General features: G+C 48.4%; 18 protein-coding genes. 9 read left to right on the top strand and 9 right to left on the bottom strand.

Annotated elements, in window-relative coordinates:
* Positions 1-17: 17 nt before the first annotated feature.
* The 8 genes from ubiE to OEU88_RS00970 all read left to right on the top strand — a co-directional run bounded on the left by ubiE (position 18) and on the right by OEU88_RS00970 (position 6,097).
* The gene (ubiE, locus tag OEU88_RS01000) at positions 18-806 is read left to right on the top strand and encodes a bifunctional demethylmenaquinone methyltransferase/2-methoxy-6-polyprenyl-1,4-benzoquinol methylase UbiE (protein ID WP_262693228.1); all 789 of its coding nucleotides are present in this window, start codon (positions 18-20) and stop codon (positions 804-806) included.
* 11 nt (positions 807-817) lie between these two features.
* Complete coding sequence (gene ubiB / locus OEU88_RS00995; protein ID WP_262693227.1) at positions 818-2,347, top strand: 2-polyprenylphenol 6-hydroxylase; 1,530 nt, start codon at positions 818-820, stop codon at positions 2,345-2,347.
* A 119-nt stretch (positions 2,348-2,466) separates the two neighbouring features.
* Positions 2,467-2,868, top strand: coding sequence for a DoxX family protein (locus OEU88_RS00990; RefSeq protein ID WP_262693226.1), 402 nt, complete (start codon positions 2,467-2,469; stop codon positions 2,866-2,868).
* 114 nt (positions 2,869-2,982) lie between these two features.
* Complete coding sequence (gene coaBC, locus OEU88_RS00985; RefSeq protein WP_262693225.1) at positions 2,983-4,188, top strand: bifunctional phosphopantothenoylcysteine decarboxylase/phosphopantothenate--cysteine ligase CoaBC; 1,206 nt, start codon at positions 2,983-2,985, stop codon at positions 4,186-4,188.
* Positions 4,189-4,216: 28 nt separating this feature from the next.
* Positions 4,217-4,675, top strand: coding sequence for a dUTP diphosphatase (dut, locus tag OEU88_RS00980; protein ID WP_262693224.1), 459 nt, complete (start codon positions 4,217-4,219; stop codon positions 4,673-4,675).
* A gap of 8 nt (positions 4,676-4,683) precedes the next feature.
* Positions 4,684-4,905, top strand: a complete 222-nt coding sequence (locus tag OEU88_RS17645; protein ID WP_394805201.1) for a zinc ribbon domain-containing protein — start codon at positions 4,684-4,686, stop codon at positions 4,903-4,905.
* 11 nt (positions 4,906-4,916) lie between these two features.
* Positions 4,917-5,687 (top strand): HesA/MoeB/ThiF family protein, encoded by a 771-nt coding sequence (locus tag OEU88_RS00975; protein ID WP_262693223.1) that lies wholly within the window; start codon positions 4,917-4,919, stop codon positions 5,685-5,687.
* Positions 5,684-6,097 (top strand): DsrE family protein, encoded by a 414-nt coding sequence (locus tag OEU88_RS00970; RefSeq protein ID WP_262693222.1) that lies wholly within the window; start codon positions 5,684-5,686, stop codon positions 6,095-6,097. The genes OEU88_RS00975 and OEU88_RS00970 overlap by 4 nt, the downstream gene beginning before the upstream one ends.
* A 4-nt stretch (positions 6,098-6,101) precedes the next feature.
* Here the strand turns inward: OEU88_RS00970 and OEU88_RS00965 are convergent, their stop codons facing one another.
* From OEU88_RS00965 to OEU88_RS00955, 3 genes are all read right to left on the bottom strand, one after another.
* A complete protein-coding gene (locus tag OEU88_RS00965; RefSeq protein ID WP_262693221.1) occupies positions 6,102-6,797 on the bottom strand; it encodes an aspartate/glutamate racemase family protein in 696 nt (231 codons plus the stop codon).
* Positions 6,798-6,818: 21 nt separating this feature from the next.
* Complete coding sequence (locus OEU88_RS00960) at positions 6,819-7,631, bottom strand: substrate-binding periplasmic protein (RefSeq protein ID WP_262693220.1); 813 nt, start codon at positions 7,629-7,631, stop codon at positions 6,819-6,821.
* 94 nt (positions 7,632-7,725) lie between these two features.
* Positions 7,726-8,613 carry a prephenate dehydratase gene (locus tag OEU88_RS00955; RefSeq protein WP_262693219.1) on the bottom strand — a complete coding sequence of 296 codons (888 nt, stop codon included), beginning with the start codon at positions 8,611-8,613 and terminating at the stop codon, positions 7,726-7,728.
* A 336-nt stretch (positions 8,614-8,949) separates the two neighbouring features.
* Here OEU88_RS00955 and OEU88_RS00950 point away from each other — a divergent pair, with 336 nt between their 5' ends.
* Positions 8,950-9,513 carry a c-type cytochrome gene (locus OEU88_RS00950; RefSeq protein ID WP_262693218.1) on the top strand — a complete coding sequence of 188 codons (564 nt, stop codon included), beginning with the start codon at positions 8,950-8,952 and terminating at the stop codon, positions 9,511-9,513.
* A gap of 70 nt (positions 9,514-9,583) precedes the next feature.
* Here OEU88_RS00950 and OEU88_RS00945 read toward each other — a convergent pair whose 3' ends face one another.
* The 6 genes from OEU88_RS00945 to aceB form a co-directional block, all read right to left on the bottom strand.
* Complete coding sequence (locus OEU88_RS00945; RefSeq protein WP_262693217.1) at positions 9,584-10,447, bottom strand: C40 family peptidase; 864 nt, start codon at positions 10,445-10,447, stop codon at positions 9,584-9,586.
* Between the two features lie 28 nt (positions 10,448-10,475).
* A complete protein-coding gene (locus OEU88_RS00940; RefSeq protein WP_262693216.1) occupies positions 10,476-10,829 on the bottom strand; it encodes a MarR family winged helix-turn-helix transcriptional regulator in 354 nt (117 codons plus the stop codon).
* A gap of 80 nt (positions 10,830-10,909) precedes the next feature.
* Positions 10,910-12,322 carry a leucyl aminopeptidase family protein gene (locus OEU88_RS00935; RefSeq protein ID WP_262693215.1) on the bottom strand — a complete coding sequence of 471 codons (1,413 nt, stop codon included), beginning with the start codon at positions 12,320-12,322 and terminating at the stop codon, positions 10,910-10,912.
* 61 nt (positions 12,323-12,383) lie between these two features.
* Positions 12,384-12,701: a 2Fe-2S iron-sulfur cluster-binding protein gene (locus OEU88_RS00930; protein ID WP_262693214.1), complete on the bottom strand. Its 318-nt coding sequence runs from the start codon at positions 12,699-12,701 to the stop codon at positions 12,384-12,386.
* 225 nt (positions 12,702-12,926) lie between these two features.
* Positions 12,927-14,210, bottom strand: a complete 1,284-nt coding sequence (gene aceA / locus OEU88_RS00925; RefSeq protein ID WP_262693213.1) for an isocitrate lyase — start codon at positions 14,208-14,210, stop codon at positions 12,927-12,929.
* A 58-nt stretch (positions 14,211-14,268) separates the two neighbouring features.
* Complete coding sequence (gene aceB, locus OEU88_RS00920; protein ID WP_262693212.1) at positions 14,269-15,879, bottom strand: malate synthase A; 1,611 nt, start codon at positions 15,877-15,879, stop codon at positions 14,269-14,271.
* Positions 15,880-15,893: the final 14 nt, after the last annotated feature.

Raw genomic sequence — 15,893 nt, 5'->3', positions numbered from 1 at the left:
GGTGATAATGAGCGAATATGCCAGAATCAAATCAACATAACGATAAGACAGAAACGATAGGTGAGCCAAGCAAGCAAACGCACTTTGGCTACAAAACCGTCAATGAAAATGACAAGGCAAACTTGGTAAAAGGTGTCTTCAACTCCGTTGCTGATCAGTATGATGTGATGAACGATGTCATGAGTGTCGGCGTGCACCGATTATGGAAAGATTCGTTGATTGACAGTATCAACCCCCGACCAGGCATGCGTCTGCTTGATGTGGCTGGTGGAACGGGAGATATCGCTTTTCGTTTTCTGGATGCTGCAGCGGGTGGGCACGTAACAGTATGTGATATCAACGCGGAGATGCTGCGTGTAGGCGCTGGACGCGCCGAGAAGAAGGGATATGACGCTGCAACAGAATTTGTGTGCGGCGATGCCATGCAGTTACCGTTCCCTGATCGTTCGATGGATGTATATACAATTGCCTTTGGTATTCGTAACGTAACACGCGTTGAAGACGCACTTGCGGATGCTTACCGCGTGCTTAAGCCGGGCGGTACATTCTACTGTCTTGAGTTCAGCCCAGAGGTCGTACCTGTTTTGCAGCAGGCTTACGATGCTTATAGTTTTAAATTTATTCCGAAAATGGGTGAAGTTGTCGCGAGTGATCGTGATAGTTATCAATATCTTGTCGAATCGATTCGCCGATTCCCTGCGCCTCAAAAATTTGATGCAATGATTAAGGTCGCTGGATTCTCGCGTACGCGGTGGCGCACTATGTCTGCTGGCGTTGTTGCAATCCATTCCGGTACTCGGATTTAAAGGGCGGTACTGTGCAGGTTCTTGGTCACCTTCTTCAATTGTACCTTATGGCAATCGGCTTGCGCCGGTTTGGTGCCATACGCGCGCTGGACCGTATTGAGCTTGTCCCTGCGTGGGGACCGCGCTTACTACGCGCTATCACGTTTTATATCCCGCGTCGTCGTGGGCTACCTGATTCTGACGGAGAGCGTCTGGCAATGGCGCTGGCGAAAATGGGGCCAGCTTACATCAAAGTTGGTCAAACGTTGGCTACGCGTCCAGATTTGGTCGGTCGCCCAATCGCAGAAGGTTTGGCAACACTGCAAGATCGCCTGCCGCCTTTTTCTTACGACAAAGCCAGAGCAACAATTGAAGATGAGCTTGGCCAGAGTATGGACACTTTGTTCGATAGCTTTGAGCAGGAAGCTGTTGCTGCCGCGTCAATTGCGCAAGTTCACCGCGCTATCTTGAAGGACGGAAAAAAAGTAGCTGTTAAGGTCCTGCGCCCTGATATCGAAGAGCGGTTTACCCGTGACCTCAGTCTTTTTGAATGGCTCGCGCGCACAGCTGAAAACAATAGTGTTGAAGCTAGAAGACTGCGTTTAAACCAGGTTGTTGTGAAGGTGCGTGAAACCTCTTTGCGTGAAATGGACTTGCGCCTTGAAGCCGCCGCTGCCGCTGAGCTGGCTGACAATATGAACGGTGAGCCGGGTTACAGATTGCCGACGATTGAATGGGATATGACTGCGCGCCGCGTTATGATGCTTGAATGGGTTGACGGCATCCGTGTGGCGGACCGTGCCGCGCTCGCCGAAGCAGGGCACAATCTTGAAGCGCTTGGTTCCACTGTTATTCAGGTTTTTCTCAAGCAGGCTCTGCGTGATGGTTTCTTTCATGCAGATTTGCATCAAGGTAATCTGATTGTAGAGCCCAACGGCACTATCTGCGCCATTGATTTTGGCATCATGGGTCGATTGACCAAGATGGAGCGCAGGTTTCTGGCTGAAATATTGTTTGGCTTTATACGCCGTGATTATGAGCGCGTGGCTGATGTGCATTTTGATGCGGGTTATGTTCCTCGCGGTGAAAGCCGTGAAGAGTTTGCCCAAGCGATGCGCTCCATTGCTGACCCCATTATGGATTTGCCAGTTGAAGAAATATCAGCAGGCAAGCTGCTTGCGCAGCTTTTTGCAACAACGGAACGTTTCAATATGCAAACGCAGCCACAGCTTCTGTTGTTACAGCGTACAATGGTGATGGCAGAAGGCATGGCGCTGCACCTCTATCCGCGATCAAATATGTGGCAGATATCCGAGCCGGTTATTGAGCATTGGGTGCGCGCTAACTTGTCTCCGGAAATTCAGCTTGCAGATGCACTCAATCAGTTGCCGCGCTTGATTGAACGGTTGCCGTCGCGCATTGAACGCTGGCTTGCCGATGAAGAAGAGCCCACTGGGCCACCACCCTTTGAAGCTGCACCTGTTCAGCGAAACGGTCGTGTCTGGCCGTTTGCCTTTGGCCTTGTTGTCGGGGCGTTATTGCTCAAAATTCTCACCTATTAAGGCCTGTATTCTTTGCAATTCTTATGGCTTCAAATCTGACTAATTTGCATAAAACCTCAATAGTCGTCACACTCACCTCGCCTTAATGGCAGTATCGTTAACATAAGGGGAGAGATGTTATGGATAAGTTAGAACCATATTTTGCCCCGCTAGGGCGTGTGCTTCTGGCGGTGATATTCATTGTTGCAGGCGCGAGCAAGATAGCTAGCGGCGGTGCAGGGATGGTCGAATATATGGAATCGGTAGGCGTGCCGGGTTTTTTATTCTGGCCAGCAGCTATCTTTGAAGTCGCGGCAGGGCTGATGGTACTGGTTGGTTACAAAACCAAGTTGGTTGGTTTTCTGCTGGCTGGTTTCTGTATTATTACAGGTGCGTTGTTCCATTATGTACCGGCTGATCAGACCCAAATGACCATGATGATGAAAAATTTTGCCATGGCCGGCGGTTTTCTAATGCTTGCGCGCTTTGGCGCAGGTGAATTCAGCATGGATAACCGCGCATCTGCCGCGGTATCAGAGTGAAATAGTAGAGTATTGTGCCTGCAATCGTCTGTTCACTTCAGTGAGAGGATGTTTGCAGGCAGCGTCAAAGCCACCTATATGTCATGTTCCAAGAGTTAAGAGGCTTTGCGCACTATGTTAAACGGCAAACGAATATTACTCATTATTGGTGGCGGGGTTGCGGCCTATAAATCGCTTGATCTGGCGAGACGCCTGATGGAGCGAGGAGCAAGTGTACGTGGTGTGCTGACGGCTGGTGGTCAGCAATTTATCACCCCGCTTAGTGTGGCAAGCCTAACTGGTGATGAATGTTATACGGATCTGTTTTCTCTTAAAGATGAAGCAGAGATGGGCCATATCCGCTTGTCACGCGAAGCGGACCTGGTGTTGATTGCACCAGCGACTGCAGATTTGATGGCGAAAATGGCGAACGGTCTTGCCAATGATCTAGCGAGCACGATTTTGTTGGCAACCGACAAGCAGGTTATGATCGCACCTGCCATGAACGCTGAAATGTGGGCTCACAAAGCAACACAGCGCAATATTGAAACATTGAAACGTGACGGCGTTCTAATGGTGGGACCAGAAGCTGGCATGCTCGCATGCGGAGAGGTTGGCCCTGGTCGCTTGGCTGAAGTGCCTGACATGGTCGCGGCTGTTGAGGGCTATTTCTCGGGTGGTGTGCGGCCCCTGTCTGGCAAGAAGATTGTCCTAACCGCTGGCCCAACGCATGAGCCGATAGACCCTGTGCGCTACATTGCCAACCGCTCGTCTGGAAAGCAGGGATTTGCGCTGGCTGGCGCGTTGGCTGAACTGGGGGCGGAAGTTACACTTGTGGCTGGACCAGTCACACTTGAAACCCCTATTGGTGTAGCGCGGGTTGATGTGGAAACAGCGGTTCAGATGGAGTCTGCAGTTAAGAGCGCACTACCTGCAGATGTTGGTGTTTTTGTCGCTGCTGTTGCGGACTGGCGCATGTCAGATGGATGCAAAGGTGAGAAGCTGAAAAAATCCAAGGATGGTATCCCAGCACTTAATTTGTGTGAGAATCCGGACATACTAAAAGGCGTTTCATCCATGACAGACGGCAGACCAGGCCTGGTGGTTGGCTTTGCCGCAGAAACCGAAAATGTTGTTGAGTACGCCAAAGCCAAACGTCTGCGCAAAGGCTGTGATATTATCGTCGCAAATGATGTATCGGACGCTACTGGCATCATGGGTGGCAGCGATAATCAGGTGCATATTATTGACGACAACGAAGTTGAAAGCTGGCCGTCTATGAGCAAAGATGAAGTTGCTAAGGCGCTTGCAAAAATGATTGCCGCAAAGCTTGATAGTTAACTCATTATCCGAAAAGAAAGACACTTCTATGACTTCAGTAACGATCAACGTGAAACGTTTGGATCACGGTGCAGACCTGCCTTTGCCAAAGTATGAAACAGCACAAAGTGCAGGCATGGATTTGTATGCGGCGCTTGCTGATGGTGAGCAAATTACACTCGGTTCGCTTGAGCGTGCAATGATCCCAACTGGCCTTGCGATGGCGTTGCCTGCTGGTTACGAGGCGCAGGTGCGCCCGCGTTCTGGCCTTGCTGCTAAAAATGGTGTGACGGTTCTCAATACGCCCGGCACAATTGATGCTGATTACCGCGGTGAAGTGAAGGTAATTCTTGTGAACCTGTCGAATGAACCGTTCACGATCGAGCGTGGTATGCGTATCGCACAGATGGTCATTGCACCAGTTACGCAAGGCGAATGGGTGGTTGTTGATGATCTGGATGAAACGGCACGTGGTGCAGGTGGTTTTGGTTCAACGGGTACTCGTTAAATAGCATAATGTTGGAGAGAAAAATGAATAGTCCTCGAGTGTGTGTAAAATGTAAAAATACTCGCTTCTATTCAGATAAAGTGGGAATGACGGGCAGTTTTTTTTCTCGATTCTTTAATATCCAGAATAAGCAATTTACAGCTGTCACATGCACTAAATGCCAGCACACGGAATTTTATCGTGGCGAGAGTAGTACACTGGGTAATATCGCAGATTTCTTCGGTAACTAGGATACTTGGGTTTGGAATTCACTGACGAACAGTTAGAGCGCTATAGCCGCCACATCATTCTGCGGGATGTTGGTGGTGCGGGGCAGATGCAACTTCTTGCCGCAAGGGTTCTGGTTGTTGGTGCGGGCGGTCTCGGTGCGCCAATGCTGCAATATCTGGCCGCAGCAGGTGTTGGCACCATTGGTGTCGTTGACGATGATGATGTTGACCTATCTAACCTTCAGCGCCAAATTATTCACACAACAGATACTATTGGCACGCCCAAGGCAGATAGCGCTGCAAGCGCAATTGATGCGCTTAACCCGGATGTGAAAGTACAGTTGCATAAAGTACGACTAGACAATGCCAATGCTGCGCAGATCATTGCAGATTATGATGTTGTTGCAGACGGCACAGATAATTTCAAAACCCGGCATATCATTAGTGACACATGTGTTGCTTTGAAAAAGACGCTGGTGTCAGCTGCGCTCGGGCCATTTGAAGGGCAGCTTGCCACGTTTAAACCACACGCTGGTGAAGGGTTGCCGTGTTACCGGTGTTTTTTGCCGGAAGAACCACCAGAAGATATGCAGCGTACCTGCTCTGATATTGGCATTTTAGGTGCTGTTGCAGGTGTTGTTGGCACAATGCAGGCGTTGGAAGTCATTAAGGAAATTCTGAACATAGGCGATAGCCTAGCGGGTAAGATGTTAATGATTGATGCCTTGAGTATGAGCACACGTGCTATTGGCTTGCCGCAAGACCCGAACTGTTCCGCATGTGCGCAGGGGAATAAAACATGACAGCGAACCGCCGTCCCATGACCTTGATGGTGATCACCAATGATGCAGAGCGTATTCATATGGCCTTGATGACAGGCGCGACAGCGGCAGCGGTTGGCCGACCGGTAACGTACTTTTTCTCCAAAAGCGGTGTGCAGTTCCTGCAGACAGGTGCTTGGGAAACTTTGTTATCACCTGGCGGTATTACTGCGCCGGAGATGGATGCGGCATTGCTGGAAAAAGGTATTGCTGACAGCGACATGCTGATTGATGGTTTGTCTGCGCTTGATGTGCGATTTGTCGCTTGTGAAACTGCGTTGGCAGAACAGGGCGTAGACGTGTCAACACTGGTTCAGCGTCCTGCCGTAGAAATTTCAGGTTTAGCTGATATTCTGGAAAAAGGTGCTGGCGGCGACTTTTTGACTTTTTAACGCTTTAGCTTTTCAAAGCATAATTAACGGCTGCTGCAGCATGAATGGCAGTGGTGTCTAGCAGTGGCAGGTTTGTATGGTCTTGCTTGATAAGCATACCGATTTCCGTGCAGCCAAGAATGACAGCTTCTGCACCTAAGGTTTCCAGTTCTTTGATAACAGCCAGATAATCACTGCGTGATGTATCAAGGATGTTACCCAGACATAGCTCATTATATATGACATCATGGATAAGTGTTCGACCAAGAGCATCCGGTGTTAATACTTTCAGGTCAAATTCCTGTTCTAGTCGTCCTTTATAAAAATCTTTCTCCATGGTGAAAGCGGTGCCAAGTAAGCCCACGGTTGTGAAGCCGTGCCGTTTGATTTCTTCTGCGGTTGCGTCTGCAATATGCAATAGCGGCAAGCCTGATTTTGTCTGAACGATATCAGCAACAATATGCATTGTATTAGTGGCTATGATTATAAAATGTGCTCCGGCAGCCTTTAGTCGCTTACCGGCGTCTGCCAGCAGGTCACCCGCAGCAGCCCAGTCTCCTGCAGTTTGCAGAGCCTCAACCTCATGGAAATCGACACTTACCATCACAATTTTTGCACTATGTAAGCCGCCCAGTTCCTCTGCGACACCTTGATTTATTGCTTCATAATATAGTGCTGTTGATTCCCAGCTCATGCCGCCAATAATGCCAATGGTTTTCATTTTGTTGATCTCGATTGTGGGCTAATCATGCTGTGTGTTTAGTCGTTGATATTTATTTGTGACCAAGTCACGACGTACTATGCGTGCTTGAAGCATTTGTTGCCAGAATGCTTTTGTAAGATCAGGGTTTTCTGCAGCAAACTGGTATGAAAACACCAGATAATAGAGGTTTTCCTGAATAGGCGTTGCATCTCTATAGATGCCTTTATACTGCTCTGGCTCATTCCTTAGAATAGCATCTGCTGCGTTACCGGGAGCGGCCACTGCGTCTACTCTTTTATAAAGAAGCAAACTTAGTAACTCTCGCGTTGTGCTGGTTTCAATAATGTTAAAATTGCGGTTTTTTAAGACACGCCCAATCGAATACCCCAAGGGTGTTGCAATCATCAAGCCTGGATCTAGTAGCTGGTAGCCATCCCATATTGGTTGCTCACCCAAGTGATAAAGATAGTATCCGGAAGATGTTAAATGAAAACTATCGTCGGGCTGTGCGCCTTTCATAGGAAATCTTGCAATGTCTTTTCTGTCTTCACTAAAAGATGCGATAACACTGTCAATACGGCCAGCCTTTAGAAGCGCCAGACAGCGGTTCCAGGAGAATCGAAAGTATTGAACAGTGACACCTAAGTTTTCTGCCATGGTATCTAGCAACTCAATATCTACGCCGGGAAAGGTGAGGGGTTTTTGCGGACCATCACCTGTATAAGCAGGAAAGAGCTCTGTGTCCTGATAGCAAAAACGAAGATTTGTGCCTGTGTGTGTTTTCGATAATGGTGCTGTTTGTGTGACGGCGTCCTGTGCACGAGCTAGATGCAAATCCCACATACTGAGCATTGCTGCCGCCAAAGAGAAGAAAATAGCAGATACTATTTTTTCGATGATAAGCTTAACCCTTTTTCTGTGACTACATTTATCATGGATGACAACATCAATACTTAGAGCGTTTGCGTGCAATTGGATATGTGCCAAGCAGGTTAACATGTTTTGTGTGAAAGCGTAGCTCTTCCATGGCGCGTGCTACATTTTCCATGCCTTCATGTCCTTCAATATCAGCGTAAAATTCGCTTACTTTAAAGCTATCCGATTCGTAGTAACTCTCCAGCTTGGTCATGTTGACACTGTTGGTAGCAAACCCGCCAAGGGCTTTATATAGTGCTGCCGGTATGTTGCGGACCTCAAATGTGAAACTCGTCATTACGCTGTCATTATATGTATCCTGATGTAATGCTTCTTGCGAGAGAACAACAAACCGTGTGGTGTTGTTGCCTTCATCCTGTAAGTCACGTTTGATAATTTTCAGGTCGTACACTTCAGCGGCTAGTTCACTTGCGATACCTGCGATTGTGTTGTCGCCCAAGTCCGCAACATACCGCGCTGAACCAGCTGTGTCGGCAAAGGGTTCGCGTACCAAGCCCATGGCGCGCAGGTTTTTGCGGCATTGTCCCAGCGCTTGTACATGACTTGTTACGCGCTTCAGTGTTGTGTCGTCGGCATTGTGTGTCGCCAGAAGACAATGCCTGATGGTTTCAAAATGTTCACCAATAATAAACAGGCCACTGCCTGGTAGTAGTATGTGAATGTCTGCAACGCGCCCTGCGGTGGAGTTTTCGATTGGTATCATGGCAAGCTTTGCATTGCCTTTTTGCACTGCTGCTAATGCATCCTCAAAACTGGGGCATGGTAAGACATGCATATCAGGATAAACTGCACGGCAAGCCATATGCGAATACGCACCAAGCTCGCCCTGAAATGCGATGGTATTTTCGCTGGTGTCAGATGTATCTTCTGAAGAAAGCATGTCTTGTTGGTTTGGCATGGTGAGTCTCAGTTATGTAAGCCGTGTGCATATATGCGTTTTGCGCACATGATTCGTAGCTGGTTTATTCACGAATCTTGTGCCAATTGGTTGCCGCCAAGTCAACGCAGCATGCCAAAATAGGCTAGTTTGAGGTATGTGCGCTTATATGCCGCGGTAAAAATAAGTGATTTTTAACGTTCTTTCGTTAAAAGCGGTAAATCTCGACTTGAATTTTTAGTACATCAGCGGCTATTGTCGCGCGCAAACGAAGAGGGTGTGTTATCAACATACTTTCATCATCAGTATCCAGCCGGTCCATATTTCGGGTGTGGCCGCCTGCAAGGAGAACGAACAGTGGATTCCTTTGAGTGGAATAAAGTTTTAGCGGCTGTATTTGCATCCGTACTGTTTATCATGGTTATCGGTATTGTTGCCGAGCAGCCGTTTCATCAAGAACATGTAAAGCCAGCCTTTAGCATTGAAGTAGCCACAGCTGATGCTGCTGATGTTGTTGTTGAAGAAGGGCCGAGCTTTGCGGAGTTGATGGCAGGCGCTGATGCAGCACGCGGTGCGCGTCAGTGGGCCAAATGCCGTGCATGCCATACTGTTGAGAAAGATGGCCGCAATGGTACAGGACCAAACCTTTATGGTATCGTTGGTCGTACAATTGCTGCATTGGATGATTTCAATTATTCAAATGCGCTGCGTGGCATCCAGACATCAGTCTGGACATACGAGTCACTTGATGAGTGGCTGCTAAGCCCTAAATCTTTCGCAAACGGCACGTCGATGTCATTTGCAGGTTTACGCAAACCTGAACAGCGTGCTGACCTGATCGCGTATCTCTCAACATTCACTGATGCGCCTGTTCCGCTTCCTGTGGTTGAGGCGGTTGAACAAGTTGAAGACGTAGAATAATAGGTCGTCGCTAAAAACTAATTCAAAGAAGCGGGCTTAGGCTCGCTTTTTTTTGTATATAAATTATGCTCTAGAGGCGTTTAAAGCCGAGGAATGGAGTTTCCGCTCCATCGTCTTCGATCCACTTAATCACATCATCAACTGGATCAACTGTTACAGCCATATTGGTGGCGTTTGGGTGTAGCAGATGAATATTGTCGATCATGAAGCCCACATGACCGGGGAAAAAAGCAAGATCACCGCGCTGGGGTGAGTCAGTAGCGCTCAACCCTTCACCCAGACTTTTGAACTGACTACCACTATCTCGTAAAATTCTGTGGCCACAAGCAGACAGGCTTAGTTGAATTAAGCCAGAGCAATCAATGCCCATTTTCGTGCGGCCACCCCACAAATAAGGCGTGCCAATGAATGTTTCGGCAATGGCAAGCGGATCCGTCGAAAATCCACCCAGCGGCGAAATATGTTTATGATAGATATACCCACCGGTTGCCAGCGCGCCAAAGCGTGGGTTTGTTTTTTGCGCGGGACCAACAGTTATGTAGCTTCCCATGGGTAAGGGCAACATTGGTTCTGATTTAAGATTAGGCTCACGGTAAACATGGCTCATAGGAGCAGATACGCGGTGTGTAGGTGGTGCATGTCCTTCTGCTACAACTTGTTCCGCGACCCAGCCTGTGTACCCGTCAGTGATAGAAGCAATTTTTATCCAGCCATTATCTTGAGATAATATCTCGACAGGTTCCCCGAACAGAAGCTCACTGACGGTCTCTGCGTCCGGTGCAGGTGCACACTTTATTGGTGCCCAAGGCACCGCACACTGGCCGTGGATGTTGACACAATTATATAGAGATGGGTTTGATGAAACTTCGGCGCATGGATCCTGCAACGCAGGAAGACCATATTCTTTTAAGGTTGTCATCACTGCAAGGGTCATATGGTCCTCGATCAAGGTTTGGTTTTGTTTAATCGTCTGGCGGTACGATTTTATCGGCAGCGACAATTTGGTCCGAAAGTTCACTTAGAAATACAGCGCCTTTCACTGTACGTTGAATTAGGATGCTGCGTTTGTCTTTTTCATCCTTCTTACGTTTTATTAAACCCATTCGGCCCATGGTATCAAGTGCGCGCGTGATAACAGGTTTAGATACATTTAGGTCTGCAGCGATGGCGCGTACTGTATGTGGTGGCTCAGTCATATATACCGTTAGCAAGATCGACATTTGACGCGATGTCAGATCAGGGTCGTTAGAGCGCACACAGGCACGATGTGCTTCGCGCCAGACCTTCAGCATTCGCGGATTTGTTTTTTCGCTCACACCTGATTCCCTGTATCCATATGAGTTCAGGGTTTCTGTCTAGCAAACGTTCCTTAAAACTGTCCTAACGTGGCAGCCATTTATATATCTAAATACCGCTTAATCGCAGCATAGGTTGCGCGTACCCCTTGTGCGTCACCACCAACTGGCCTGCCTGCGCGTTTCCTGTCGCTCCAGGCGAATACATCGAAGTGTACCCAAGGGGTGTCTTTTTCTATAAACCTTTGTAGATAAAGTGCGGCAGTTATTGAACCACCAAGCGGGCTATTGCTGATATTACAAATATCTGCAACGCGGCTGTCCAGGCTTTCATCGTATGGGGCCCATAACGGCATCCGCCACAGAGGGTCTGCTGTTGTTTTAGACTCGGTATCCAGGCAATTCCAAACATCGTCGTTGTTGGTGTATGTGGCTGGCAGGTCTGCGCCGAGTGCGACACGCGCTGCCCCTGTCAGGGTTGCAAAATCAATAATGAGCGACGGGTTTTCTTCACAAGCAAGTGCAAGGGCATCGCACAAAACAACGCGGCCTTCAGCATCTGTATTGCCGATTTCAACAGATAAGCCTTTGCGAGTCATGATAATATCGCTTGGGCGGTATGCATCGCCAGCTATGGCATTTTCAACGGCAGGTATGAGAACGCGTAAATTCACATCCAAGTCATTTTCGATGATAAGCTGCGCTAAACCAAGTGCATGTGCGGCACCGCCCATATCTTTCTTCATCAAGCGCATACCTGCACCGGGTTTGATATCAAGCCCGCCGGTGTCGAAACAAACACCTTTGCCAACAATGGTTAGGCGTGGTGCATTTTCATTGCCCCAGCTTAGATCAATCAGTCTGGGTTCGCGGCCCTCAGCGGCGGCACGCCCCACTGCGTGGATGGCCGGGAAGTTTTCATCCAACAGGTCGTCACCAACAATAGTACTTATTGTACCACCGTTGGCTTCAGCCAGCATCTCGGCTGCTTCCTGTAGCTCAGAAGGGCCCATATCTTCAGCTGGGGTGTTAACCAGGTCGCGTACAAGCGCCATTGCATTTGCTGTGCGCAGGGCATTATCGACACTGCCTTGATCCGTCATTATAAGTGTACGCACCTTTGGTGCAGAGTCCGCTGACTTATAGCGATCGAACACATAGTGCGCCATGCACCAACCAAGTGCTGCCGCTTGTTGTATGTTTTGGTCAATATCTGCGGGTAGAACGTATTGCCCTTCCGGTAGTTGATCAACAATCGCAGCGAGCCACCAAATCGAGTTCGAAACAGGCATCTCTGTACCGCAGCCCACATAGACATGAGAAATTGCACCTTCGACGTTTGCAATTATCGCCGATGTGTTGCCTTTTCCGGTAAACCCAGTGGATTGAATCCACGTTTTTTCACGCGTAGGTAAACCCATTAACCATGTATCAAATGATGTGGTTGTTATGGGGGTTATATTAATCGTCGCAGTATCCGACGGTGTGCTGAGGCAGTTTTCCAGTAAAGGCAAAAGGACTTCCTTGGATGGGGGTGTGTTGGTTTCTGGATAATCTTCGAAAAGTAACGAAGATTTATTCCGGAGCGATGGTGACCTTCAGGCCGTCAAGGCTGTCATCTACTTCAATTTGGCAGGAAAGGCGTGATGCGCCGGTTTGGAAGTGATCGCTGTCTTCCAGTAGATACTGCTCATCTTCTTCCATTTCAGGCAGGCGTTCAAAGTCATCGCTATCAACAAAAACATGACAAGTACAGCAACTGCAACAGCCGCCACAGACTGCGGCAAGATCATCAAAATCTGCATTGCGAATGTTTTCCATTAACGACAAACCAACCTCGGCTTCAATAGCTGAGGCTTTGCCGGCGAGGTCAGTGACTGTAATTTTTACCATGAGCAGTGTTCCGCTTGTTTTGTGTTCTAAGAATATTGTTTGTTGGTAATACGCTTCATATGTCTCTGTAGATTGGCTTGACGTCAAGAGGGGAGCGGGCAAAATACGCTAAAATAAAACAAAATATGCTGTCATGAGTGTTATCTCGTAAAAAAAGACCAGCCCTGAGGCTGGCCTGTAGGTTACTTGCATCAGCAAGCAACGAGGGGTTATTGCGTTAAAAACTTACTCAGCGGCTTTGAATTGAGCTGTTTCAGTAGATTCGCCCATAGCAGTTGTTGAAGAGTTGCCGCCAGTAATGGCTTCAGCAACAGCGTCAAAATAACCGGTACCAACTTCACGCTGGTGACGGGTAGCTGTGTAACCTTGGTTTTCGTTGCCGAATTCAGCTTGCTGGAGTTCTGAGTATGCCGCCATACCGCGGTCACGGTAACCAGTTGCCAATTCAAACATGCCATGGTTGAGGCTATGGAAGCCAGCAAGTGTAACAAACTGGTATTTGTAGCCCATCGCACCGAGTTCACGCTGGAACTTGGCAATTGTGTCTTTATCCAGATTTGCCTCCCAGTTGAAGGATGGTGAACAGTTATAAGCCATCATTTTGCCTGGGAATTCTCTTTGGATTGCTTCAGCAAAGCGCTTGGCATCATCAAGGTTAGGTGTTGATGTTTCCCACCAGAGCAAGTCAGCATGCTTGGCAAATGACAGACCGCGTTTGATACAGTGATCAACGCCAGCGTTAAGGTGGTAAAAGCCTTCAGATGTTCGGTTGTCCCGGTCAATGATAAATTCATGGTCACGCTCATCAACGTCAGATGTAATCAATTTTGCTGACTCTGCATCTGTGCGGGCAATAATCAATGACGGCACGCCAGCAATATCAGCAGCCAATCGTGCAGCTTGCAGGTTCTGCTCGTGAGCCTGTGTTGGAATAAGCACCTTACCGCCCAAGTGTCCGCATTTTTTCTCGGCTGCCAATTGATCTTCAAAATGAACACCAGCTGCGCCAGCCTCAATGAATGCTTTCATGATCTCAAAGCTGTTTAGTTTGCCACCAAACCCTGCTTCAGCATCTGCAACAATCGGTGCAAACCAATCGCGCTTTGCACCGCCTTCGGCACACTCGATTTGATCAGCGCGCTGTAGGGTGCGATTGATACGTTTAGCGAGTTCCGGCGCAGCATTTGCTGGGTAAAGACTTTGATCTGGGTACATACTGGATGCAGTATTGCTGTCAGCGGCTACTTGCCACCCTGACAGATAGATCGCCTTCAGGCCTGCACGTACCATTTGCATGGCTTGGTTGCCTGTCATCGCACCAAGCGAGTGTACGTAGTCTTCTGTATGTAACAAGTCCCATAATTTGCGGGATCCACGATCAGCAAGTGTGTGCTGAACTTGAACGGAACCGCGCAAGCGTTCAACATCTTCAACTGTGTAGTTACGTTCGATATATTTGAAACGATCTTTTGGTGTGTTTGGAATTAAATCTTCAAATGTTTTTGTCATGGGAGGTCTCCTTAATAGTAAGTGCGGGCATGTGTCGCCCAATGATTATTGTTAGGGATTATTGAATAAGTGCGTACGCAGGTGTGGTTAGAAACTCTTTGCAGTCAGGCGCAAAAATCAGATCCAGAAAGAGATTGGATGCTTCAGGCAGACGATTTGCTCCGAATTGCTCTTTGCCAAAGTCAGTCTTAAGCAAACGCATTTCGTCTTCAAATAAGGCTCTGACCAGATCAGGTGTGATCGTGCGGCCATCATCCAGTTTGGCACCATGCTTGAGTTGTTGCCAGATTTGTGCGCGGCTAATTTCTGCGGTGGCAGCATCTTCCATCAAATTATATAGTGGAACAGCTCCGCGACCTGTCAGCCATGCGCCAATATATTGAATGCCGACACGAATGTTTTCGCGAATACCGTCCTCGGTTGTTGTTCCAGTGTGCGGCGCCAGTAAATCTTCACGAGTGATGGTTATATCTGTTCGCGTGCGGTGGATCTGGTTTTGCTGCGGCATCAATTTATCGAAAACATCAAGTGCAACAGGTACAAGGGCTGGGTGAGCAACCCATGTGCCATCATGCCCGTTTGATGCTTCGCGGTCCTTATCAGCGCGCACCTTTTCAAATGCAGCCTCGTTGGCGGCCTCGTCACCCTTGATTGGTATTTGTGCTGCCATACCGCCCATTGCATGAGCTCCCCGACGGTGACATGTTTGTATGAGTAAAAGCGAATATGCTTTCAGGAAGGCTGTTCCCATACCAACTTGGCCTCTGTCGGGGAGTAGGTAGTTGGCGTTACCGCCAATACGTTTGATATAGCTGAAGATGTAATCCCAGCGGCCGCAATTCAGGCCAACAATGTGATCTTTCATTGCGTATAGAATTTCATCCATTTCGAAAGCAGCAGGTAGCGTCTCAATGAGGATAGTTGCTTTGAAGCTACCGTGAGGAACGCCGAGCGCTGCTTCTGTGAAAGTGAAAACATCATCCCAAAGCTGTGCTTCTTGATGGCTTTCAATTTTGGGTAGGTAAAAATAAGCGCCAGTGCCGCGCTCTATTAGAGCGCGCGCGTTGTGGAATGCATACAGGCCGAAATCAAATAAGCCTGCGGAAACAGGTTCGCCGTCCAGTTTGGCGTGTGCCTCTAGCATGTGCCAGCCGCGCGGGCGTATTTTCAATACTGCTGTTTTTTCGCCTAACTTATAGTCTTTACCTGTGCGCGGGTCAGTAAAGGCAAGTGAACCACGGGCATAGTCAAACATGTTAACTTGACCCTGTAGCATGTTGTCCAGCGTTGGTGAAGAAGCGTCTTCAAAGTCCGCCATGAAAACATTTGCGCCTGAGTTCAGGGCATTGATCATCATTTTACGATCAACAGGCCCTGTAATTTCAACACGGCGATCTTTCAAATCATCTGGCGTGCCGAGGATGCTCCAGTCGCTGCTGCGAATATATTGTGTCTCACGTAAAAAGTCAGGCAGTTCACCTTTATCAAATCGGGTTTGCCGTTCCATGCGGGCATTCAGCAACGCTTCCCGTCGGTGGCCAAAGTTAGCTTGAAGTGTAGCAACAAATGCTAGTGCATCCTCGCTTAGAATATGTGCAAACTTTGGTGCTGTGGTGCAGGTTAACTCTAGCTGCGAGATTGGCGTTTGTATTTTTGCAGTTGCGGACATTGTGAAACCTCAGT

This window comes from Kordiimonas aquimaris, assembly GCF_025574485.1.
Lineage (GTDB): Bacteria > Pseudomonadota > Alphaproteobacteria > Sphingomonadales > Kordiimonadaceae > Kordiimonas > Kordiimonas aquimaris.
This window is presented reverse-complemented; position numbering and strand designations above follow the sequence as displayed.

Excerpts from the sequence above, each read along its gene's own strand:
- ubiE (WP_262693228.1), top strand. The coding sequence starts at position 18 with ATGCCAGAATCAAATCAACATAACGATAAGACAGAAACGATAGGTGAG.
- OEU88_RS00990 (WP_262693226.1), top strand. The coding sequence starts at position 2,467 with ATGGATAAGTTAGAACCATATTTTGCCCCGCTAGGGCGTGTGCTTCTG.
- coaBC (WP_262693225.1), top strand. The coding sequence starts at position 2,983 with ATGTTAAACGGCAAACGAATATTACTCATTATTGGTGGCGGGGTTGCG.
- dut (WP_262693224.1), top strand. The coding sequence starts at position 4,217 with ATGACTTCAGTAACGATCAACGTGAAACGTTTGGATCACGGTGCAGAC.
- OEU88_RS17645 (WP_394805201.1), top strand. The coding sequence starts at position 4,684 with ATGTTGGAGAGAAAAATGAATAGTCCTCGAGTGTGTGTAAAATGTAAA.
- OEU88_RS00970 (WP_262693222.1), top strand. The coding sequence starts at position 5,684 with ATGACAGCGAACCGCCGTCCCATGACCTTGATGGTGATCACCAATGAT.
- OEU88_RS00965 (WP_262693221.1), bottom strand. The coding sequence starts at position 6,797 with ATGAAAACCATTGGCATTATTGGCGGCATGAGCTGGGAATCAACAGCA.
- OEU88_RS00960 (WP_262693220.1), bottom strand. The coding sequence starts at position 7,631 with ATGCTCAGTATGTGGGATTTGCATCTAGCTCGTGCACAGGACGCCGTC.
- OEU88_RS00955 (WP_262693219.1), bottom strand. The coding sequence starts at position 8,613 with ATGCCAAACCAACAAGACATGCTTTCTTCAGAAGATACATCTGACACC.
- OEU88_RS00945 (WP_262693217.1), bottom strand. The coding sequence starts at position 10,447 with ATGACCCTTGCAGTGATGACAACCTTAAAAGAATATGGTCTTCCTGCG.
- OEU88_RS00930 (WP_262693214.1), bottom strand. The coding sequence starts at position 12,701 with ATGGTAAAAATTACAGTCACTGACCTCGCCGGCAAAGCCTCAGCTATT.
- aceA (WP_262693213.1), bottom strand. The coding sequence starts at position 14,210 with ATGACAAAAACATTTGAAGATTTAATTCCAAACACACCAAAAGATCGT.
- aceB (WP_262693212.1), bottom strand. The coding sequence starts at position 15,879 with ATGTCCGCAACTGCAAAAATACAAACGCCAATCTCGCAGCTAGAGTTA.